Genomic DNA, 23310 nt, shown 5'->3' with positions numbered 1-23310 from the left:
GAGCCCTGTTAAAAGCTCACGTTGATTCCCAGGTTAAAAATCCGCTGCTGGGGGTAGAACTGCCCACTTTCGCTCGATCCCTCGGGATCGAAGTCTTTCAGCCCGGTTACCGTAAACACGTTAAAACCGCTGCCATAGACGCGGACGCGGCCAAGGCCTACACGCTGTACGAGGCTTTCGGGCAGCGTATAGCCCAGCTCGATGTTTTTCAACCGTACAAATGCCGTATTGAACAGCCAGAAGTCATTGCGGTACAGTCCACCACTGATGGCCGATGAGGCCCGCTCGTTGACCTTCGGGTACGAGCCGTCGGGGTTGTTGGGGCTCCACCGGTTTTCGGCCCACGTGTTGAAGTAATTCCCTATCGTGCCCGCCTCGGAGAGGATATACTGGCGAGATTTACCCTGGCCAGACAGTACGGCCGAGATGTCGAAATTGCGGTAGCTGGCATTGAGGGTAAGCCCGAAGGTAAGCTGGGGGATGTTGCCCAGGTCGGTACGCACCATGTCATCGGCGGTTATTTCGCCGTTCTGGTCGTAGTCTTCGAAAATCAAGTCGCCCAGCCCTGCTCCCGGCACATGCGGATAGCTATCGAGGTCTTCCGCTGTGCGGAAGATGCCGATGGTGCGGTAAAGCAGGTAGGTATTGAGGGGGTTGCCCGTTTCACGTTGATGCGCCGGAATACCGGGGGCCTCATCGCGGAACACCACATTGCTCTTCACCAACGTCATGTTGCCGGCAACGCCAAAATCAATGGTCCCACGGTGCTGGTAGCCTAGGGTAGCCTCTACGCCGTGGTTGTCTACCTTGCCGATGTTTTCTGACGGCACCAACGGGTCGCTACCGTGCGGGTTTACGATACCCGTTACACCGGGAATAGACGCATTGCGCGGCAACAGGATGCCCGACCGGTTTTCGTTGAAATAGATGAACTCCAGGTCGAACCTGTCGAACAGCCGTGCGTTAAAGCCCACATCGGTCTTCTTCGACACTTCCCATGTGATGCTGGGGTTGGCCAGCTTGGCGAGGTCTATGCCCGCATAGATGCTGTTGCCGATGGTATACGTGTTGTTGAAGAGGTAGTTGTTGATGAACTGGTTGGCACCCACGTTATCGCCACCGAGCTCGCCATACGACGCCCTGATCTTCAGGTCGTTGATAAATCCGGCATTGAACCACTCCTCATCCGAAAGGCGCCAGCCGGCAGATACGCCGGGAAAATAGCCGAAGCGGCTATTGTCGGGGAAGATGGACGAGCCATCCACGCGCAACTGCACTTCGAGCAGGTACCGCTGTTTGTAATCGTAGTTGGCCCGGCTGATGAAGCTCACGCGGCTTTCGCGCCAGCTAAGCCCTGCGTTGGTACGGTCTTCGAGGGCGGTACCCCCTTGCGAGAGTTCGGGCGTGAGCGGTGATGGGAAATTGCGCCTGCCGGCTTCGATGCGCGATAGCGTCCGCTCACTTTGTTCGTATGCGGCGAACGCCTTGACGTTATGGTTGCCAAACGATTGCTCGTAGTTGAGCTTGATATGGGCGGTGGTGAGTGCCGTGTTCTGCTGGAAATGCTGGAGCTGCGCGCGCGCCTCCCCTACCGTGCGGGGCTCGTACGTTCCTGCCGTAGCATCGTGGCTATACACGAGGTATGGGGTAATGAAATTCTTGCCGGATTCCTGCGACCTGTCTACGGCCAGGAAACCGTCTAACATCAGCCCTTCGAGAAAGGGCAGGTCATAGGAAGCCCGCAGGATGCCGTTGAATACCAGTTTCGGGTTGTTGTTCATGCCGCCCGCATCGGTTACCATCATCACCGGGTTATTGTTTTCGATGCCCGTACTGGGCAAGCCGTTGGCATAGCGGGCCGGTATGGTGGGATACGCGCGGTAGATGCTCCGGAAGATGTCGCCCGCCCCTACGGTGGGGAAGCGCCGTTTTTCTTCCCTTCCGGCCAGCGATAGGCCCGCCTTGAAGCGGTCGGTCACGTCCATATCGATGTTGGAGCGGAAGTTATATTGGTTGTATTTGGTAACGCCTTCTTTGAACAGGCCGTCCTGCATCAACGTACCTGCCGACACGAAATACCGCGTGCGATCGGAGCCGCCCGATACCGATAGGCTATGCTGGTTCTGGAGGGCCGTGTTGGCGAGTACCTCCTGTTGCCAGTCGGTATTGGGGAAACGGCCGGGATCGGACCCATCCCTGAATTTCTGGATATCCGCTTCGCTGTAGAATTGGTTCATGCCCCCATCGGGGTTGCTGTAATAATCGATTTCGTTGCGTATCGCCGCATAGGTAGCGGCATCGGCCATTGATGGTAAGCGTGTAGGCGAGGAGAACCCTTGGTTGAAGGAATAGGAGACTGTGGGTTTACCCGATTGTCCTTTGCGCGTGGTGACCAGGATAACGCCATTTGCCGCCCGGCTGCCATACACGGCTGCAGCCGCATCCTTGAGCACGGTAACGCTTTCGATGTCGTTGGGGTCGAGCCGCTCCAGCCCACCCACTTGCCCGGGCACGCCGTCTACGACCACGAGCACATCGGTGTTGCCGGTGGTGGATACGCCGCGGATGCGGAGTTGCGAGCCGTCGTAGCCGGGCTCACCGCCGCGGTTGGTTGCCACCAGCCCGGAGAACCTGCCCGCGAGCGAATTGGATAGGTTGGGCTGCGGACTTTTGATCAACGCTGCCCCCTTCACTTCGGATACGGAGCCTGTTACCGTGGCACGGCTTTGGGTGCCGTAACCCACTACCACCACTTCGTCAAGGGCCTGGGCATCTTCTTCCAACACCACATCACGGGTGGTGTGCGTGGTGGCGATTCGGCCATCGATGGCCACTTCCTGTGTGACGAAGCCCACAAAGCTGAAAACGATGACTTCATCCCCGGCACCGAGTGCGAGCTGGTATCGGCCGGCATCGTCCGTTGTGGTGGTGGTTCCCGCCCCCTTCAGGGAAACGGTAACGCCCGCCATCGGATTGCCCGCGGCGTCTCGCACCACGCCCGATACGGAGGTTTGCACTATTGCCGAAGCATACCCTACCCCATGGACGCGGGGGAGCCAGCCACTGGCCGATGTTACGGCCGGTACGACGAGGCAGCCCGTAAGCAATAGGCTGGCCAGCCGCCCCATTTTGTTGTTGCATCGAAATGCACGCTGTACATGTTTAACCATAATGTTTACAATTTGGTTGGTTTACAATTCCCTACAAAACTCCGCCATAGCGAGCATATCGCGTGAGGGGTAAAAACGAAAATAGAGGGGGATAATTTTTAATTAGGGCCCAAAACTAGTTGGAATGCAGGGTTTCGTGAAACGGCTTACGGTATTTTTTCACAAATTCGGAGGGGTTGAGGCGGTACAGCTTGGCAAATTGTTCGCGGAAGTATTTGAGGTCTTTGATACCCACCTGGTAAGCCACTTCATAGACGGTGGCATCGGTGGTGAGCAACAGCTGGGCAGCTTTGTGCAAACGCACCGTACGGATGAGCGTATTCGGGGTCTGCTGGTTTATTTCTTTCATCCTATTGGAAAGCGTGGCGTAGGTCATCCCGCATTCGTCAGCCAGCACCTGCACCGTAAGGGCATCGTCGGTGAGCCGCGATTCTACGATGGCTATACATTTATCGAGCAGGGCCTTGTCTTCGGGCGCTATCTTCTGGTACCCCATCGCATCGGTCACGTGGTTTAGGAAATAGTCGCGGAGGTTTTGGTTGCGCTGCAACAGGGCTTTTACCTTGGCTTGCAACACCCCTTTATCAAACGGTTTGACGAGGATATCGTCGGCCCCGTTTTCAATCCCGTCGATTTGTATTTCAGTACCTTTCGTGGCGGTCATCAGCAACACGGGGATGTGTTTCCAGCGGGTGTTTTGCCGTACGGCTTGGCAGAAGTGGAGACCGTTGCCACCGGCCAGCATGATGTCGCAGACAATGATATCCGGCATTTCGGCCGCCACGATCTCCAATGCGTCGCTTTCGTTGTCGGCCAGCCACACCGTATACTCGGTTTCAAATTCAGATTTAAGGTACTTTGCCAATTCGAGGTCGTCTTCAACCACCAAAATCTTGGATACCGTAGCAGTCCGGGTGATGGTCCTGGCCACCGTATTGGAAATGTTGTCTCGGTCGGCGGAGGCCCTATCGGCCTCCACAGCCTCACGATGGGGCGGCAGCTGTATGGTAAATGCGGTGCCGTGCCCCGGCCTACTCGTATAGGAAATCGTTCCGCTAAGCAGCTCTACCAGCGATTTAACGAGCCACAGCCCCACGCCAAACCCTTTTGGAAGCTGCGGGTCTGCTGCAGACAAATGGTAATACTGCTCGAATAGGCGCGAGCCCACCGTTTCGGCTACCCCACAACCCGTATCGGCGACCTCCATTTCGAATTGGCCTTCCGCACCCAGTTTGACCGTAGCGGTTACCCCACCCCGGTCGGTAAACTTAACCGCATTGAACAGGAGGTTGAAAATGATGGTTTCCAATTTTTCACGATCGGACCAAACGGAAAGGCGATCGGTCGTGGCGTGCAGGATGAGCCCGATTTTTTTCTTTGCCGCCAAGTTGGTCAGGCAATCGATCACTTCGCGAATCAATTGCACCACGTCAAACTCGCTTAGCGTTACATTTTCGCTGATCAGTTCATCCTGCCGGACGGCCAATGCCTGATCGGCCAGGCGCAGCAGCCGGGCGGTGTTGGCATGCAGCGTACTTACGTAGGGCTCCAATTGCGGTGGCGGATTGCTGCCCAACAGGTCTTTCACCGGGTTGAGTATCAAGGTGAGCGACGATCGAAATTCATGCGAAAGGCGGGTATAGAAATTGATCTTCAACTCGTTCCATTCCTTTTCCTTTTCACGTTCAATCGTTGCGATGGCCAGCTCGTATTTCAGTGCAGCCCTTTGGCGCCGGTACCTCCGGTAGTAGGCGTAGATAACGGTGGCAATGGCCAGGTAGCCAAGGTAGGCCCACCATGTGCGGTACCACGGCGGAAGGACGACGATGCGCAGCGTTTTCACGCTGTCCGGGCGCACGACCCCGCCGCTCTCCACCCCTACCGCAAAGGTATATTCACCGGGCGGCAAGTAGCGGTACGTGGCTGACCGCTGGTGGCCGGCACTGTTCCATTCGGCATCGAGGCCCGCGAGTTTATAGGCAAATTGAAGTTCGTCTGCATACCCATATTCGAGTGATGAGTAATGGATGGTAAACGTGGTTTGCGAGGGACCCAGCGTGATGGAACTGGTTTCGTTCAGCGCATGGGCAAGCAGGGGTCGGTCTTGCGGGAGCCCAACCTGCACCGGCTGGCCGAAGATAGCGATGCCCGTAAGCGTTACCGGGCTATCGGAAGACTGGCGGGCCACTTTCGGTGGTGAAAAATACGTGAGCCCCCCCGTACCGCCGAAGAAAAGTTGGTTCCGGTGTGCACTGAAAAGCGCCGAGTTGGGGTTGAAGATACCCGATTGGATGCCCGATGAATGGCCGAAGTTGAACACGAGCTCCTGTTGCCGCATGATTTTAGCCAGCCCCTTGTTGGTACTCAGCCAGCAATTGCCCGCCCCATCGAACTGGATGCTGAGCACCGTATTGCTGGCCAAGCCGTTGCGTTCGTCGATATGGCGTACCACACGCTGCAAACCCAGGTCGTATACCAACAAGCCCATGCTCTCCGTGGCGATCCAAAGGTGGTTATCGTCGGTTACGTGCAGCGCAAAAATCACCTCATTCTTCAAACGCTCGTAAAGCGCTTCGTGATGCGGCAGCCCAAACTGTTCCTTCTGCGGATCGAAGAAGGTAATTCCGGCACCGTAGGTACCTACGATAAGGTCCCCGTTTCGGTCTTCGGCCACCGCGCGGATATCATTGGCAGGAATGCCGCTATTGGTTTGCAAGTAGCGGGTAAACCGTCCGGTGTTCTCATTGAGGCGGTTAAGGCCTCCGCCGTTCGTACCGATCCACAGCTGCCCGCGGTGGTCTTCGAACACCACACGTACATCGTTTCCGCCGGAAAATCCTTCCACAGCGGCATCGAAGCGATAGGCGCGAAAGTCGTCCGTTTTGGACCGGTACTGCAGCAGGCCGCCATTATAGGTGCCAAACCAGATCCGGTTCTGTCGGTCGCGATAGGCATACAGCAGGGCATTATCCGTTAAGCAGCCTACGTGGCCGCACGCGGTATAATGCTTCACCAATCGGTTTTGGGTATCGAATTTGAATAGGCCATGACCGTCTGTGCCCACGAACAGGTTTCCCTGCCCGTCTTCGGCCAAACCATAATAGCGGATGTTGGGGAAGTTGGCAGGCCATGGGGCGCCGGCACCGAATTGGGCAAAGTTGTATTTGGGTTTGGCGGTCAGGAAAAGGCCATCGCCCGATGTGCCGACCCATAGGTTGCCATCGCGGTCTATGAACAGCGCGGGCACCGAACGTTCGGTGAGCGCCGCTTGGTAGTTGGCATCTGCGATCAGTGGCATAGATACCAAACCAACTGTCGGTACAGCTGTGATGCGGAAGCGGTACACGCCGCCATCTTCCATGCCCACATAGAGCTGGTCATCGCCGTCGGCAGCCAGTGAAAGGAACCGGTTGCTGGGCAGGTTGAGCTGGCTGGCGTGGAACCAGCGGTGTTTTGCCGTATGCCGATCGTAAACCAGCAGCCCGTTATCGGTAGCCACCCATACCCGGTTGGCCGCATCTTCGTAGATATGGTGCACACGGCAATACCGGTTTTCCCGTTGGAGTACCGATAGCTGGCTATCCAGCACCAATCCATCGGGGCGAATGGCAAATACCTGCACCCCGTTGTCCTGTGTACCCACCCACAGGTGTCCTTTGCCATCGTCGTATACACGGGTGACCATATTGGAGCTGAGGCCCGGCAGGCTTTCCGTGGTATACCGGAGGAAACCACCGGTGGTGCTGTTGAACCGGTAGAATCCACGCCCGTTTGACGAGATCCATAGCTCGTTGTTGCTGGTCGACCGGCTTACCGAGCTCACATCCGACTTAAACCGGCTGTCGCGGGTTGATGCCAATTCGAAGTGGGTAAACGATTCGCTGGATACGTCGTATTTACTGATGCCGTTTCGTGAGGTGACCCAGAGGTTACCTTGCACGTCGGTGTAAAGCTGTGCGATGTAGTTGCCTGCCAGCCCCTGCGGCGAGCGGACATCGTATTTGATGTTGTAGAATGATTTGCCATCGAATCGGCTCAGCCCGTCTTCGGTGGCCACCCAGATAAAACCGGCACGGTCTTGCGCGATGCCGTTCACGTTGTCGAAGATAAGCCCCTCCTGGCTCGTGTAGTGGTGCGGGATAAGCATGGACGGCGGCACCGCTTTGCCGTGGGCAACAGGCAGGGTAACTAAAAATAAGATAAACGCGATAACGAATTTCGCCCACATGGGTTAGCTTTTACCAGCAAACTTAGTGAAATTATTGATTTCCTTAAGTTTATTTTAAGGCATCAATAAAAAGGGGTCTGCCGCTTACGCTTAAAGTCAAGTATCATCGCGCATCAGCTATGCGCCCATGTCTACGATCGTTTTGATGGCCAATGCAGTGGGGTTCACTACCGTATCGAACTGTTCGCGCAGCCTGGAAAACGGCAGTCTATGCGTAATGTAGTCATCTGCCTCCAGATATATCGGAAAGCGCACGACATCAATACAATTAAAAAGGCTATGTTTACTACCATCTCTGATTATTCGGCTATATAAAAAAGCCTGCTCCTATGGAGAAGCAGGTTTGAAAAAATATGGATGAGTGAGGAACCTATTCGAACGCGACGAGTAAAGACCTATTTCATTCTTTTTAGTTTTCCCTGTTGCGGTTGCACAGGAGCCATCAGCGGGACCCTTTCCACCGTTACGAAGCTGGAATCCAAACCAAATCCCTTTTCTTCCGAAAGGCTGAATGTTCGCAATACACTGTATATATCCAATACGATCCGTTCGGGAAAGCTAAACTCCGGCGAGCTGGACAATACACGCTCCAGTACCACAAAACGAAAATCCCCATCCAATTTGTGCCGTCGCAGCGTCTCAAAATTACTTTTGATGTCCACCTCACCATTGGCAACCAGGTCCTGTACAACCTCGCGGAAAAGCACGCTGATGCGCTGCTCGTCACGGAAGCCCAACCGGAAATCAACCCGGATCACCTTACCCTGAATTAAATGTGTCACTTCATACTTACCTGTGTACGGTGCGTCGGTTACATCTACATGCACTAACCAATAGACGTCTGCCCGTTTTGGCTTCTTTCTGATGATAGAATAAATAATACTTTCCTCAATCTCAGAATCGAAGTTTGCACTGGTCAGGTAAACCAGTTGGGAGGCATACAGCGGGATGGATGTGTCCATGCCAATCTCCGAGATGATAGGCAGGTATTTTTCAATTGTCACAAACCGTGTATGTCGGTTCTTGATCTTCCGCGCCCACCACCAGCACAACATCACAGTAAACACCACGGCCGTAATCAGCAGCGTGAGCCAACCACCGTGTGAAAATTTCGATACATTGCCCACGAAAAAGACAACCTCAATAAGCAGATAGACTACGAGGAAGCTGAAAGCGAGGAATTTTGATACACGTCGCTGGAGAAGGAAAACCGTCATCATCACGGTGGTAACCATGAAGCTGATATTGATGGCCAGTCCATATGCCGCTTCCATCCGGGCCGATTCGCGGAATACCAAGATGACCAGTATACAGCCGATCAGCAAAATCCAATTTACAGACGGTACATAAAGCTGCCCTTTCAACAAATTGGGATGGACAATCCGCACCTTTGGCCATAAGTTTAGACGGACGGCCTCAGACACCAACGTAAACGCGCCCGAAACCATCGCTTGGCTGGCAATGACAGCGGCAATCGTTGCGATTGAAATCCCGTAAGGCAAAAACCATGTAGGCATCACTTTATAAAACGGGTTGCCTCCATCAAGTGTTACGCCTTCATGTCCAAGCAGCCATGCGCCCTGCCCGAAATAGCTCAATAGCAAACATAGCTTCACGAATATCCAGGAAATCCGAATGTTCTTGAGCCCGCAATGACCAAGGTCCGAATACAACGCTTCGGCACCTGTGGTGCAAAGGAAGACCGCACCGATGATCAAGATGGCGTTCGGGTGTGAAATAATGGTTTGGATGGCGTAATGTGGGCTGATGGCCTTCAGTACCGCCGGTTCACTTAAAAGATGGGAGAACCCAAGTACCGCCAGCATCGAGAACCATAGAAACATCACCGGGCCGAATAGCCGACCCACAATGGCCGTACCGAAACGCTGCACGGAAAAAAGGGCAACGACGATAACCAGCACGACGGGAACGGTCTGTAAACCGGGATAAAAGATATCCAATCCTTCAATGGCCGAAGAAATGGTAATGGCAGGTGTGATCATCCCGTCGGCCAATAGGGCGGCACCACCGAGCATAGCCGGAAACACCACCCAAAGACCCCGTTTCCTTACCAGCGAAAACAACGAAAGGATACCGCCCTCGCCTTTATTATCAGCCCGCAGCGTGATGATGACATACTTGAGGGTCGTCTGCAGCGTCAGTGTCCAGAAAATACAGGATAACCCTCCATATATCAAATCAGGGTCGATGGGTTCCGACCCGATAATCGCTTTGAAAACGTAAAGCGGGGAAGTGCCTATATCGCCATAAATAATACCAAGCGCTACTAGCAAGCCCGCTGCGGTGAGTGGGTGGCCATGGAAATGCTTTTTCATGATTCGCTGTGAAATTCCGTTAACCTTCTATTGGAGCCGCTAGCCCACGCCTCTTTCGGTAATGATTCTGTACCCCATGCCCCTTTCGGCAGAAACCGATGCGTCAGCACGCTTCGCTCAATGCGGGCAAGTGGCTCCAAAAGGCACGAAGTTTTGCCGCCACCAAGGTCGTAGTTATTTCTCTACAAAGAAAGAAACTAAGGTATAAAGATTTTATAAAGAAGTTGGCGCGATTATCCGGCGCCTACTCTCAGTTCTCGAACCGGCCGTAGAGCTTACAGATCCTGAAAAGCACCGCCTGAATATCGCGGCTTTGGAGGAAAATACTCGTTTGGAGCAATGCCCGCTTGCTGCCGATGTCCTTGCGGCGGATGACATCCAGCTCGTTGCCGAAGTTCGTATTGATGAATTCACGGATCTCGTTGCGGCTTAAGCGGAGCAACGGCACATCGGGCCCATCCTCTTCGTTGAGTTCGTTGGTCGCCAACCGGAAAAACTTATCCATCTTGCCAGCCAGCACTTCCAGCGTATCAATAAATCCACTGGCCAGTGGTTCATGCAGGTTCTCGACATACTGGAGACTTTCGGCACTCAAAAATTTTGCCGATTGGAGCATATCCTGTATCAAGTCGGCACCGTGCACAATCACTTCGGCCGAGCGCTGGTCAGCAGCCTCCAGCTTCCGGATGGCGCGCAGGCTGTTCCGTTTCAACTTATAGGAATATTTGATGAGGTCCATCAGCTCCCTGTCGGTCCTTTTGATAGCCGATGCATCACTGCTGCGTATCCCGTTCAGTACGGTACTGTAGTGGCCCGATATCTCAATCACCATGGTTACCAGCATGTTCTTGCTACGGATGTACACGTCGAGGTCAGCCTCTTCCAACGAGCTGAGACGGCTTTTCTCGGCCTTCGATTTCTGTTCCTTCTTGGCAAATGTGATATTGGATATAATGATGTAAACTAGCACCACCCCCATCAATACGGCCGTAGCCACCACCCCTTGGTAAATCACGAACACAAAGAACCCCGCTACTGAAAACGCAATCAACGCGGTGATGAACCACCCGCCGATGACGCTCAGCACGCCCGTTACACGGTAAACGGCCGATTCGCGACCCCACGCCTTATCGGCCAGCGACGTACCCATGGCCACCATAAAGGTCACATAGGTGGTCGATAGCGGCAACTTTTGCGAGGTGGCCCAGGCTATCAGTATACTGGCCAGTATCAAGTTGGTACCCGCCCTTACCAAGTCAAACGCAGGCGCATCCTCACCCACTTCGGTTGCCTTATGCAGTTTATCGCGCTCAAAACTCAGGTTATACCTTCTTTTCACATTGCGTGGTATCACCGCATCAAATACGTTACCTAGCATCATCGCTGTCTTCACCACCCGCCTGGAAATGTTATTGGGTTTAAACCGTTCGTCGCTCCCGTCGTCGCCCTGCTTACCGAGGTTAATTTCCGTTTCGGTCACCTTTTTGGCTTTTGCACTCAACCACAAGGTCAATGCCATCACCACCCCTGCTATCCCCAGCATGTAACCGGGCACGATGACGTCACTCGTTGCCAGATAATCCTGGTACAACGCATCGGCCGGCACACCGCTTCCTAGCCAATTCTGGTACGCCAACAGTCCCGTAATCGGCACGCCGATAAAGTTTACCAAGTCGTTGCCCGCAAACGCCATCGCCAGCGAGAACGTCCCCGCCAGCACAACAATCTTTAACGGGTTCACGCCAAACTGCCGTTGAAGCCAATAACAAAGCGTTACCGATATCACGAGAACGGCCAGCATGACCATCGTCACATTATCATAAATCACATTTACCCATTCGCCCTCGGCCAGCGTGGTTCCTTTCAATCCTTTAATCAGCAGGAAATAGATAATTACCGTAATACCGATACCCGAAAACGGTACGCCGAGGCTTTTCAGCCGCTTCTCGTATTGAAAGGTAAAGGCCGAGCGCATCACAAACTGCACAATTACTCCCGCCGTAAAGGCTATCAGAATGGAAAGGAAGATCCCCGAAACAATCGAAAATGTACTATCCATGTTGATGTATTTCATCACTTCGCCGATAGACTCACCCTTCTCAGCCGCAAAAAGGAAGCCCATAATTGCGGAAGCTCCCAGTAGCTCGAACACGATGGAGACGGTGGTAGAGGTAGGTAAACCCAACGTATTGAAAATATCGAGGAGTACAATATCAGCCAGCATCACGGCCAGGAATATCCACATCACCTTATCGAACGTGAAATGCTGCGGCTGGAAAATCCCCTTCCGTGCGATTTCCATCATCCCACTCGAAAAAAAACACCCTACCAGTATCCCCGCCGAAGCAATCAAGATAATGTTACGGTACGTGGTCACTTTGCTTCCGATGGCTGAATTCAGAAAATTGACGGCATCGTTACTGACGCCTACAATCAAATCCGCAATAGCCAATACCAGCAATACGGCAACAATAAATAACATGTACTCCATAGTAACCCCAATGAGCAATAAACGGCACAAAGATGTAAACTTAATATGTATTAATAGTTTCCTTCAAGTTAAGTTAGTGTTAACACCTCGTGGCGTTTCCGGGCCATCTCATCCCAGGTAATCCGCCTGCCGCATCAGCAAGGCCCGGTATTTGTTGAAAACGGCCGATTTGGAAACGAAACCCATGTATTGCCCCTCTTGGTCAACGACCGGCAGTATCCAGATATCCTCTCGGTTCATCTTGTTCATCACCACTTCCATGTTAGCACCCATCTGCACCGTATCCACAGGTTTCTGCACTAAATCGGCTATCGATTTGTCGCTCTCTTTCGTTTCGCCCAGCAGGATTTCAAACAGCCGCTCGCTGTAGATGATCCCCAGCAGCTTACCCATATCGTCTACCACCGGAAAAATATTCCGCTTCGTATGGATAATATCGTGTCGCCTGTCTGCCGGCTGCTCCCACGGATGCAGGATGGTGAAATTCGTTTCCAACACGTAACGTAGCTTCATCATACTCAGCACCGTGCGGTCCTTATCTTCGTGGGTGAGCAGATCACCTTTCTCTGCCAGTACCTTGGTATAGATGGAATGCTTCATCACGCTGCGGTTGATGAGGTATGCAATGGAAGTAACGATCATCAGCGGCACCATGAGCGCGTAGCCGCCGGTAATTTCGGCACTCAGGAAAATTCCCGTAAGGGGTGCATGCATGATTCCGCTGAGGGCAGCCGCCATGCCCGCAACGGCAAAATTTGCGATATCGAGGGTTACCCACCCCGTCAAGTTCAACCCATAGGCAAAAGCAAACCCCAACAAACCTCCCATTACTACCGTTGGTCCGAATATGCCGCCATTGCCACCACTGTTGAGCGTTACGAGCGAAGCGAATGATTTGGCGAACACCGTTACGATAGCGTAGCAAACAATCAAATAACCGTATTGGCTGTAACTCGAGAAAATGCTATTGTCAAGCAACGCGTGGTGGTTTCCATCCAGAATCTGTTGGATCGCCAAGTATCCCTCGCCATACAGGGCGGGGAAAAGGAAAATAAGCAGCCCCAATAGCAGCCCGCTCAACCACACCTTCCGGTAAGGGTTGTTAATGCGGGCAAACCATCCATTCACCGCGGTACTCAACTTGGCAAAATAAATGGAAAACAAACCGATCAGGATGGCCAGTATCACATAAAAAAATAAGGCGTTCAGATCCCAATCGTCCGTAAGCAAATAGAACAGTGGTTCGCTATACAGCAACCGTGATATCACGGAAGCCGTTGCCGCCGACATTAACAGGGGTATGAACGCCGGAATCGAAAACTCCGGCAGCAGGATTTCTATGGCAAAGATCATCCCTGCCACGGGGCTATTGAAAGCCCCCGCGATGCCAGCTGCGGCGCCGCACGCCAGCAACAACGTTACCTCGCGGTAATTGAGTCCAAAGACACGCCCAATGTTAGAGCCGATTGCAGATCCGCTGTTCGCAATAGGTGCTTCCAATCCCGCGGAGCCGCCAAACCCAATGGTGAGCGCGCTGGTAATAATCTGCGAATACATGTTATGGGGCTCGATCTTGCTCGATTTGCGCGATATGGCATACATGATTGGGGTCATGCCATGGGCCATATGTTTGCTTTTGACAAACCTTCGTACGTATACTACGCTAAGCAGGATACCCACCAATGGGAAAAAGAGGTACAGATAATACTTGTATTCCCATTGTACTTCATCCTGCAGAAATGCTGCAATGGAGTGCGTAAGCCCCTTCAACGCCGCTGCGGCGAGGCCACCCATTACCCCTACCAGTACCGATAAAATAACCAGGAAATTCCGGTTCGACAGCCGCTGGATGCGCCATTGGTTTAACCGCCATATGTATTTCCCTAGTCGCGTCATTCTTCCCTTCGCGTTTCCCACCGATTTACATTAGAGCCCGGCCAGGGCCTGCTCGAAATCGCCGATCAGGTCGTCGATGTGTTCAATACCCACCGAGATGCGCAGCATGCCGTCATTGATACCGGCTTTCAGTTTTTGCTCGGGCGAGTGATGCAGCCCCCACATACTCGCCGGGTGCACCACCAGCGATTCCACCCCCCCTAGGCTTGCCGCATTGGCAAAAATCCGCAGGCGGTTCAATACGGCCTGCGCCCGTCCAAACTGCTGGCGTTCGTCGGCACCCGCTATCTCCACGCAAAGCATACCCGTAAAGCCTTTCATCTGCTTTTTGGCCAGCTTGTGCTGTGGGTGCGAAGGTAGCCCGCAATAGCCTACATGCGCAATATGGGGGTGTTGCTCCAGCCACTGCGCCAGGGCCAGTGCGTTGGCATTGATCTGGCGCACACGGAGAGACAGCGTGCGCAGGCCGCGCAGCAGCAGCCAAGCGTCAAACGGCGCCAGCGCACCCCCCAGCGACAGCAATTTCTTCCACGCCTTGTTCACCGTTTCCTCCGTGCCGCAGATTACACCCGCGGTCAGGTCGCTATGGCCGCCGAGATACTTGGTGGCACTATGCACAATGAGGTCGATACCGAAATCGCCCGGCCGCTGGTTAATGGGACTGGCAAAGGTATTGTCGCAGATGGTGGTGACGCCGCGCTGCCGCGCCACCTTTCCTACGTACTCCAAATCGGTCAACGCCAGATTCGGATTGGAAGGCGTTTCGAGGTAAATCAGTGTGGTCTCATCACGCAGCACGCCCTGGAGCGATGCATTGTCGCCCTGGTCAAAGAACGACACCGATACGCCGAACTGGGGCAGCAACTCCTTCAGCAGGATGCTAGCTGCCGAGTAGTGCGACTGTTGGGCCACCACGTGGTCACCCGCCTTCACCACCGTGAGGATCGCTGTACTGATGGCCGCCATACCTGTGGCCGTGAGCAGGGCTGCCTCGGTGCCTTCCAAGCCGGCCACTACTTCGGCTGCCTGGCTGCTCACCGGGTTGCCGTGCCGGTGGTAAAAATAGGGGTAGCGGGCATCCGTGGCCGCCGCCATGTAAGCCTCGGCATCCGCCGATGCATAGTACGTAGACGACTGGTAAATAGGGGGCACCACGGCCTGCGTGTCGTTAAACGACTTCCCCGCGTGGATCAAATCGGTTTCTATATGACTCATGTTAGTGAAATTTGAAAGGGGTTGTTTTACAACCATACAAACTTAGGCAAAAAAATCAATCCACTCCGGCCAATTCGGCGGCTATCTATGCGAAGTTCCCCCTGTTGTTTCGCGATGTGCCCGTCGCCGTTGCACCATATACAGGCCCACCATCACGAGCAACACCCCCGCCCAGGTATGCCAGGAGAGGGGCTCGCCCATCAGCGCCGCCGCAATAGCAAAGCCCGCAATGGGGCAAAGGAATAGCCAGGCCGACGCCTTGATGGGGTTATCGCGCAGCAAGTACAGCCACAGCAGCACCGCAATGACCGACACGGCAATGGCCAGCCAAAGCACCGTCCCCCAAAATCGGCCATCGAACGAATTGGCTGCCCCTTCGTAAAAGTACCACGCAAAGGGCAGCACGCACAACCCACCAAGGAGTGTCTGCCAGCCGTTGATGGTGAGGATATGCAGGTTGCCCCAGTCTCTCCGGGCGAAGTAAATCGCCCCCGCCGAGTAGGACAGCATGCTGAGGAAAAGCACGGCAAGGCCGCGCGGGGTTGCATAGCTCTCGCCAAGCAGCGGGTAGGAGGCGAGCAACATCCCTGCCATACACAAGGTAAAGCTCAGCACCGTACGCCAGCCCACAGGCTGCTTGTACCACACAGCGCCCATCAGGGCAATGAGCACCGGATTGGTGGCAACAAACAATGCCCCCAGCCCGGCCGATACTTCCTGCATGGCCACCACATACAAGCCGAGGTAGAGTCCCACGTTGAGGAATCCGTACATGGCCAGCCGCTTCCACAGTGTCCGCCCCATCGGCAGCGGTTGGCCCATCACCCCGTGCGCAACTACCAGCATCACCGACGCGGCAACCGCAAAACGCGCAATGGCGATGACGAAGGGCTGTGCCGATAGCAGGCCTATTTTCGTGGCTGCCGATGCGGATGCCCACAAAATGGCAAACACGATGCCCGCCATCACATACCCGGCCTGTTGAATCGGACTTTTCACGTATTGCTAGCGTCTTGATTTGACCGCGAAACTAAACAAAAGAATGGTTTTCTTGGTTTTATTTTATTTCCTTTGCAGGATGCCGAGCACCTATTCGGCCACATTACCATGCACTAAATGAATGTTCAACTCATGAAAACTGTACGTACCAACATCACGATGCTAGTCGCTAGTTCCGTAGCCTTGGCTACTTTATCCCAGTCGTGCCAGTCGCCCGGAAGCGATGCCGCCGGCGCCACACAGCCGTCGCCCGTTACGGTCGACGCATTTGCCGACCTCGAAATCCTCCGCTACGATGTGCCGGGGTTCGATGCGCTCACCCTCCAGCAGAAAAAGCTGGCCTACTACCTCTACCAGGCTGCCCTGTCGGGCCGCGATATCATCTACGACCAACGCGGCAAAGACAACCTCACCATCCGTAAAACGCTCGAAGCGATCTTCAACAACCCCGAAACGGATAAAAGCGGCGACGAATGGGCCAAACTCAAAACCTATGCGGGCCGCTTTTGGTTCAGCAACGGCGCCCACCACCATTATTCCAACGACAAGTTTGTGCCCGAGTGCAGCCCCGAATACTTCACCGGCCTGGTACAGGCGTGCGACCCGGCGGCCCTCCCGCTGCTCGATGGCGAAAGCGTGGCCGCCTTTATCGACCGCATCGAGCCAACCATCTTCGACCCCGCGGTAAACCCCAAAATGGTCAACCTCACCGAGGGCATCGACCATGTGGCGCAATCATCCAACAATTTCTATGAGGGCGTGAGCCAGCAGGAAGTAGAGGCTTTCTACGGCACGTTCCCCGATACGGGCCACGACCCCGAATGGGGCCTCAACAGCAAGGTGACCAAGGTGGACGGCGCGGTTGCCGAGCGGGTATGGAAATCGGGAGGCATGTACGGCACCGCCATCGACCGGATCATCTTCTGGCTCGAAAAAGCCATCCCCCAAGCCGAAAACCCCACCCAGCAGCAGGCGCTCACCCTCTTGGCCGACTATTACCGCACGGGCGACCTCCGCACGTGGGATGAATACAACAAAGCGTGGGTGCAAGATACCACCGGCACCATCGATTTTGCCAATGGCTTCATCGAAGTGTACAACGATGCCCTTGGCATCAAGGGCAGCTACGAGGCCGTGCTCTCGCTGAAAGATCTCGAAAGCACCAAACGCATCAAGGCCATTGCCGATGAGGCCCAGTGGTTCGAAGACAACTCGCCCCTCATGCCCGCGCATAAGAAAAAGGAGGTGAAAGGCATCAGTGCCAAGGCCATCACCGTTATCGCAGAGGCAGGCGATGCATCACCCAGCACACCCATCGGCATCAACCTACCCAATTCAGACTGGCTGCGCAAGGAGTACGGCTCCAAGTCGGTATCGCTCAGCAACATCGTGCATGCCTACAACGAGAGCAGCGCCAACAGTGGCTTCCTCGAAGAGTTCGTGGCCGATACCGCCAAGTTGAACCGCATGAAAAAATACGGCAACCTGGCGAGCGACCTCCACACCGATATGCACGAGTGCATCGGCCATGCCTCCGGCCAGATCAACCCCGGTGTGGGCACTACCGACAAAACGCTCAAAAGCTATGCCTCCTGCCTGGAAGAAGCGCGTGCCGATCTGGTGGCCCTGTACTATATCCTCGACCCCAAGCTCGTCGAGATCGGCGTCATGCCATCGCTGGAAGCGGGTAAGGCCGAATACGATAGCTATCTCATGAATGGTTTGATGACCCAGCTTACCCGCATCAAGCCGGGCGACCAGATCGAGGAGGCCCACATGCGCAACCGCGCACTCAATGCCTACTGGGTGTATGAAAAAGGCAAAGCGGCCAACGTCGTCTCGTTCGAGAAAATCGACGGGAAGACCTATGTGCAGGTCAATGATTACGAGCAGTTACGCACGTTGTTCGGCGAGCTGCTGCGCGAAATACAGCGCATCAAGTCGGAAGGTGACTATGAAGCCGGCAAGAACCTCGTAGAAAATTACGGTGTCAAGGTAAACCGCGAACTGCACGACGAAGTGCTCGCGCGTTACGCCAAGCTGAACCTCAAGCCTTATAAAGGTTTCGTGCAACCCCGGCTCACCCCCGTCGAAACAAACGGCGAAATCACCGACGTGAAGCTGGAATACGTCACCGATTTCTATGGCCAGATGCTGGAGTACGGCAAAGACTATTCGCTGTTGCCGGCGGTAAATTAACCCGCCGGCGGATGGCCAACGACTAAGCAGTTGCCACGTGCACCGCTTGGCAGCCGCTTAGTCGTCATCATTATGTACCGCGGTACAACGAACCGGGCTCGCATACCTTTACAAAAGATAGCCCCGGCCACATCGCTGTGCTCGTAGCGGCCAATACCGATGGTTACTATACCACCGATGAAGTCGGGGCGGCGGCACCGTAACCATCACCAAGGTATACAAACGGGGCCCATACAGCCTGTTGGCCGGCACGTTCGAAGCGACCCTGGTCAATCCAAACGACGATGAAGATATCATCCACGTCAGTGGCGAATTCCAAGACAATGCCTACCCGGATTATTGATTACGGTAAGCCTGCCACTACCTTCGTTACCACACCCGCTTCTTTCGGTATTCATTGGGCGACAGCCCCATTACTTTCGTAAACATCCGTGAGAAATAATAGGGGTCATCGATGCCTACCTCCAAGGAAATCTCCTTGATCCGCAATTTCGTGAAAAGGAGGTATTGACACGCCTTCTGCACTTTCAAGTGATTGAAATATTCCATCGGTGAAAACCCGGTTTTCTTCTTGAACAGATACGAAAAATGCGAAGGGGATAAGTTGACGACACCGGCAATTTCCTCCAGCGATAAGATACGGTCTGTATGATCGCTTAAAAAATCAATCGCAAAATCAATGGAATCTTTATTACTCAGCTCGCCGGACACATCGTATTTGTCATTGAAGAGGAAGGTAGCAAAAAAATGCCACAGGCACATGTTGGCACACACCAGATTATCGTTGGAATATCCTTTTTCCAACTGCACATACATTTCGTCAAACAGGCCGACACTCTTCTCCTTGAAACGGATAAATCCCTTCATCCCATTCTTTTTCCCCACGTTGGAGGCGATTTTGTTGGCGATTGCTCCTTTGAAATGGATCCAGTAAATGCTCCAAGGATCTTTTTCGTCAGCGGTGTAAGCGTGCGGGGTCCGAGCGGGGATGATAATAAAGTCGCCAGCCTCCATTTTATACTTTTTATGGCGGATGGTAACCTCCCCTTTCCCGTCATGGCAGTAAATCAATATGCATTGCTCTGCTCCCAGCGCCCGCTCGATATAATGGAACTTGGCTTTCGGGTAGTACCCGATATCCGTAATGTATAGGCCGTTGATCAGCTCGTTTTTTACGCACTTACTTTTAATCACTTGCTCGGGGATAACAATGAGCTTTTGCCCCTGAAAACCTTCTTTCTTTTTAATCGTATGTTCCATACCTGAAATTCAAGGCTTAAAAATAGTAAAAAAATCCATCTAATTAGGACATTACTCCATTTACCCGGCTTCCATGTACACCTATTTTTGGAACATACATTAACCGTTCTACTATGGGTCAAGGAGAAGTAAAAGCATGGATTGAACCTATCGTGATTCCCACGTATCCCACGGGGCTTCCGGAGAAAAATCCAATGTTTCTGGAGAAAAGAGTTTACCAAGGAAGCAGTGGTGTGGTATATCCCTACGCGGTGATAGAAAAAATCCACGATGAGAAAATCAATCAAACCTACCAAGCTGTCTTCCTGGAGAACCGCTATTTAAAAATAATGATCCTGCCCGAGTTGGGGGGCAGGATACAAATGGCCTACGACAAGATACTGCAACGGCATTTCGTTTATTACAACCAAGTGATCAAACCTGCACTGGTAGGGCTTACGGGGCCCTGGATTTCGGGCGGTATCGAGTTCAATTGGCCGCAGCACCACCGTCCTTCTACCTTCGAGCCGGTAGACCATACCATCACCAGCCACGAAGACGGCAGCAAGACCGTGTGGGTAAATGAAGTGGAGCGGATGTTCAGAACCAAGGGCATGGCGGGCTTTACGATGTACCCGGATAGGGCCTACCTGGAAATAAAGGGCCGTGTATACAATCGCACGCCGTTTCCACAAACGTTCCTGTGGTGGGCAAACCCTGCCGTAAAAGTAAACGACGACTACCAATCCGTTTTCCCGCCAGACGTGCACGCTGTTTTCGATCATGGCAAAAGGGATGTCTCGCCGTTCCCGATTGCCAACGGCATCTATTACAAAGTAGACTATTCGCCCGGCACCGATATTTCGAGGTATAAGAATATTCCCGTACCAACTTCCTACATGGCCGTAAGTTCCCGGTACAATTTCGTGGGCGGCTACGAACATGACACCAAAGGCGGGTTGCTGCATGTGGCCGATCACCACATCTCGCCAGGCAAAAAGCAATGGACATGGGGCAACGGCGAATTTGGCCGTAGGTGGGACGATCACCTCACCGACGAGGACGGGCCGTATATCGAACTGATGACCGGCGTCTATACCGACAATCAACCGGATTTCACTTGGTTGCAGCCTTACGAAGAAAAAACCTTCGTGCAATATTTCATGCCTTACCGCGAAGTGGGCATGGTAAAAAATGCGACGAAAGAAGCGGTAATCAATCTGGCGGTCGATGGAAATGAAGCAACGATCATTGCATACCTCACGGCGGCCTATGAACAGGTACGCATCGATTTGACCCACGGAGACAGGTGTTTGTTTACGGAAACCATTTCATTGTCACCGGAAAACCCCTACATCAAACACATAACGCTCAACGATGCCATCCCGCCAGAGGCCATCAAGTTGACCGTCGTTGACCTGGCTGCGGCCAAAGAACTGGTAAGCTACCAGCAAGCACCCGCCGTTGAGCAACCCATCCCCGAGCCGGCTCGTCCGGCAAAAAAACCCACCGATGTCGAAAATAACGAACAATTGTTCCTTACCGGCCTGCATCTGGAGCAATACCGCCATGCAACCTATAGCCCCGTTGACTATTATGAAGAGGCACTGAAACGGGACCCCAAAGACGCCCGCAGCAACAACGCCCTGGGGTTGTGGTATCTAAGGCGGGGGCGCTTCGCCAAAGCAGCCCGCTTTTTCGAGCAAGCCATCGAAACCATCACCGCACGCAATCCGAACCCGTACGATGGCGAACCGTACTATAACCTGGGCTGGGCACTTAAAATGCAAGGCGAAAACGACCGGGCCTACGATGCCTTTTACAAAAGCACGTGGAACGATGCTTGGCAACACGCCGGCTATCTAAACCTCGCACGCATTGCAACCCTGAAAAAAGACCATGAACAAGCCCTGGATTTTATCGAAAAATCGTTGGTCAAAAACCATCACAGCCATACAGCCAGGCATGCCAGGGCTTTCATCCTTCGAAAACTCACTTGTTTAGACAAGGCACACGCATGCATTGATGAGTCGCTCGCGCTTGATCCCTTCAACTTCGGTTGCCTGTTTGAGCGGTACCTCTTACGCACCCAAGAGAAAAACAAGGACCAACCCGCCCATGAGGTCTTGGACCACCTGAAAACCATCAGCGGCAACCATGCAAACAACTTCATCGAAGTTGCGTTTGACTATGCCCATGCCGGCCTCTACGCAGATGCTATACAACTGCTTTCCTTATACAAAATGCACGTCGGTCCGCACACCCTCATTGAATACTACCTGGGTTGGCTTACCGCCCAAACAGGAAACCTCCCGGCAGCCCGGGAAACTTACCGGAACGCGGCATCCCTCCCGCCCGATTTCGTCTTTCCGAACAAAATCGAAGATGTGCCCGTTCTTCAGAAAGCCATTGAATTGAACCCAATGGATGCCAAGGCATCCTATTACCTCGGTAATTTCTGGTTCGACAAAAGGCAGTACACAGAGGCCATTGCTTGCTGGGAACAAGCCGTGCAGCTAAACGAGCACCTTCCAACCGCCCACCGCAATCTCTCGATCGCCTATTTCAACAAACTCCATCATCCCGGCAAGGCCCTCCAAGCCATGGAGAAGGCCTTCCTGCTCGACACAACCGATGCCCGCATATTGATGGAATTGGATCAATTGTATAAAAGGCTGAACCGCGACCATGCCGAGCGGCTCCATCTTTTGAACACCCACCTACCCCTGGTAGAACAAAGAGACGACCTCTACCTGGAGCGGATTACCTTATGCAACCAATTGGGCGATTATGAGCAAGCAAAGCAGTTGCTTAGCTCCCGCAAATTCCACCCATGGGAGGGCGGCGAAGGGAAGGTCATCCAGCAATACCTCATCTGCCATGTCGAGCTCGCCAAGCAAGCGGTTTGCAAGGGCAACCACGAAAAAGCATTGCTGTTGCTCGCAAACGCAGAAAATTATCCATCCAATCTGGGCGAAGGGAAACTAGCCAGCGCGCAGGAAAACGACATCCACTATTGGCAGGGTGTTGCCCATGAAAAGCTAAAAAACAAGGAACGGGCCCGCCACTATTACCAATTGGCAACGAAAGGCCATCTCGAACCTACACAAGCCATCTTCTACAACGACCCCCAGCCCGATAAGATTTTCTACCAAGGGCTGGCATGGATCAAGTTGGGCAGCCCCGAAAAGGCCGAAGAAATCTTCCGGTATCTCATTGATTTCGGCACCACACACCTCGAAGACAACATCAGCATCGATTATTTTGCCGTCTCATTACCCGGACTAACCGTGTTCGACGCAGACCTAAACCTACTGAATAAAGCGCATTGCTATTACCTGATGGCGCTCGGAAACCTCGGGTTGGGAACGGGACACCTCGAAAAGGCCACCCTCCTTTTCGAGCAGGTGCTGCAATTAGACAACAACCATCAGGGCGCCCTTTCACACACGCCCCATGGAACGGAACATATCGTAACATAATCCATCAAAGACCAAAAATCATCCATCAAAAAAACAATAGCTTACCTATAAATTT

12 protein-coding genes are annotated in these 23310 nt (G+C 53.4%); 2 read left to right on the top strand and 10 right to left on the bottom strand.

What is annotated here, in order from left to right:
• Positions 1 to 8: 8 nt before the first annotated feature.
• The 8 genes from ACEVG1_RS03645 to ACEVG1_RS03610 all read right to left on the bottom strand — a co-directional run bounded on the left by ACEVG1_RS03645 (position 9) and on the right by ACEVG1_RS03610 (position 16335).
• Positions 9 to 3170: a SusC/RagA family TonB-linked outer membrane protein gene (locus ACEVG1_RS03645; protein WP_374742202.1), complete on the bottom strand. Its 3162-nt coding sequence runs from the start codon at positions 3168 to 3170 to the stop codon at positions 9 to 11.
• A gap of 115 nt (positions 3171 to 3285) precedes the next feature.
• The gene (locus ACEVG1_RS03640; protein WP_374742201.1) at positions 3286 to 7398 is read right to left on the bottom strand and encodes a two-component regulator propeller domain-containing protein; all 4113 of its coding nucleotides are present in this window, start codon (positions 7396 to 7398) and stop codon (positions 3286 to 3288) included.
• A 117-nt stretch (positions 7399 to 7515) separates the two neighbouring features.
• Positions 7516 to 7653 (bottom strand): hypothetical protein, encoded by a 138-nt coding sequence (locus tag ACEVG1_RS03635; RefSeq protein WP_374742200.1) that lies wholly within the window; start codon positions 7651 to 7653, stop codon positions 7516 to 7518.
• A 140-nt stretch (positions 7654 to 7793) separates the two neighbouring features.
• Positions 7794 to 9734, bottom strand: a complete 1941-nt coding sequence (locus ACEVG1_RS03630; RefSeq protein WP_374742199.1) for a KUP/HAK/KT family potassium transporter — start codon at positions 9732 to 9734, stop codon at positions 7794 to 7796.
• Between the two features lie 250 nt (positions 9735 to 9984).
• Complete coding sequence (locus tag ACEVG1_RS03625; protein WP_374742198.1) at positions 9985 to 12216, bottom strand: anion permease; 2232 nt, start codon at positions 12214 to 12216, stop codon at positions 9985 to 9987.
• A 117-nt stretch (positions 12217 to 12333) separates the two neighbouring features.
• A complete protein-coding gene (locus ACEVG1_RS03620) occupies positions 12334 to 14121 on the bottom strand; it encodes a chloride channel protein (protein WP_374742197.1) in 1788 nt (595 codons plus the stop codon).
• A gap of 30 nt (positions 14122 to 14151) precedes the next feature.
• The gene (locus ACEVG1_RS03615; protein ID WP_374742196.1) at positions 14152 to 15336 is read right to left on the bottom strand and encodes a PLP-dependent aspartate aminotransferase family protein; all 1185 of its coding nucleotides are present in this window, start codon (positions 15334 to 15336) and stop codon (positions 14152 to 14154) included.
• Between the two features lie 81 nt (positions 15337 to 15417).
• Positions 15418 to 16335, bottom strand: a complete 918-nt coding sequence (locus tag ACEVG1_RS03610) for a DMT family transporter (protein ID WP_374742195.1) — start codon at positions 16333 to 16335, stop codon at positions 15418 to 15420.
• A gap of 132 nt (positions 16336 to 16467) precedes the next feature.
• On the opposite strand from ACEVG1_RS03610, the gene ACEVG1_RS03605 reads away from it, so the two are divergent.
• Positions 16468 to 18534, top strand: a complete 2067-nt coding sequence (locus ACEVG1_RS03605; protein ID WP_374742194.1) for a dihydrofolate reductase — start codon at positions 16468 to 16470, stop codon at positions 18532 to 18534.
• A gap of 166 nt (positions 18535 to 18700) precedes the next feature.
• On the opposite strand, the gene ACEVG1_RS03600 is transcribed toward ACEVG1_RS03605, so the two are convergent.
• Positions 18701 to 18853, bottom strand: a complete 153-nt coding sequence (locus ACEVG1_RS03600) for a hypothetical protein (RefSeq protein ID WP_374742193.1) — start codon at positions 18851 to 18853, stop codon at positions 18701 to 18703.
• A gap of 50 nt (positions 18854 to 18903) precedes the next feature.
• Positions 18904 to 19794 carry an AraC family transcriptional regulator gene (locus ACEVG1_RS03595; RefSeq protein WP_374742192.1) on the bottom strand — a complete coding sequence of 297 codons (891 nt, stop codon included), beginning with the start codon at positions 19792 to 19794 and terminating at the stop codon, positions 18904 to 18906.
• A 113-nt stretch (positions 19795 to 19907) separates the two neighbouring features.
• On the opposite strand from ACEVG1_RS03595, the gene ACEVG1_RS03590 reads away from it, so the two are divergent.
• The gene (locus tag ACEVG1_RS03590) at positions 19908 to 23255 is read left to right on the top strand and encodes a DUF5107 domain-containing protein (RefSeq protein WP_374742191.1); all 3348 of its coding nucleotides are present in this window, start codon (positions 19908 to 19910) and stop codon (positions 23253 to 23255) included.
• The last annotated feature ends 55 nt before the right edge of the window (positions 23256 to 23310 follow it).

It is taken from the genome of Parapedobacter sp. 2B3 (assembly GCF_041925275.1).
GTDB lineage: Bacteria > Bacteroidota > Bacteroidia > Sphingobacteriales > Sphingobacteriaceae > Parapedobacter > Parapedobacter pyrenivorans_A.
This window is presented reverse-complemented; position numbering and strand designations above follow the sequence as displayed.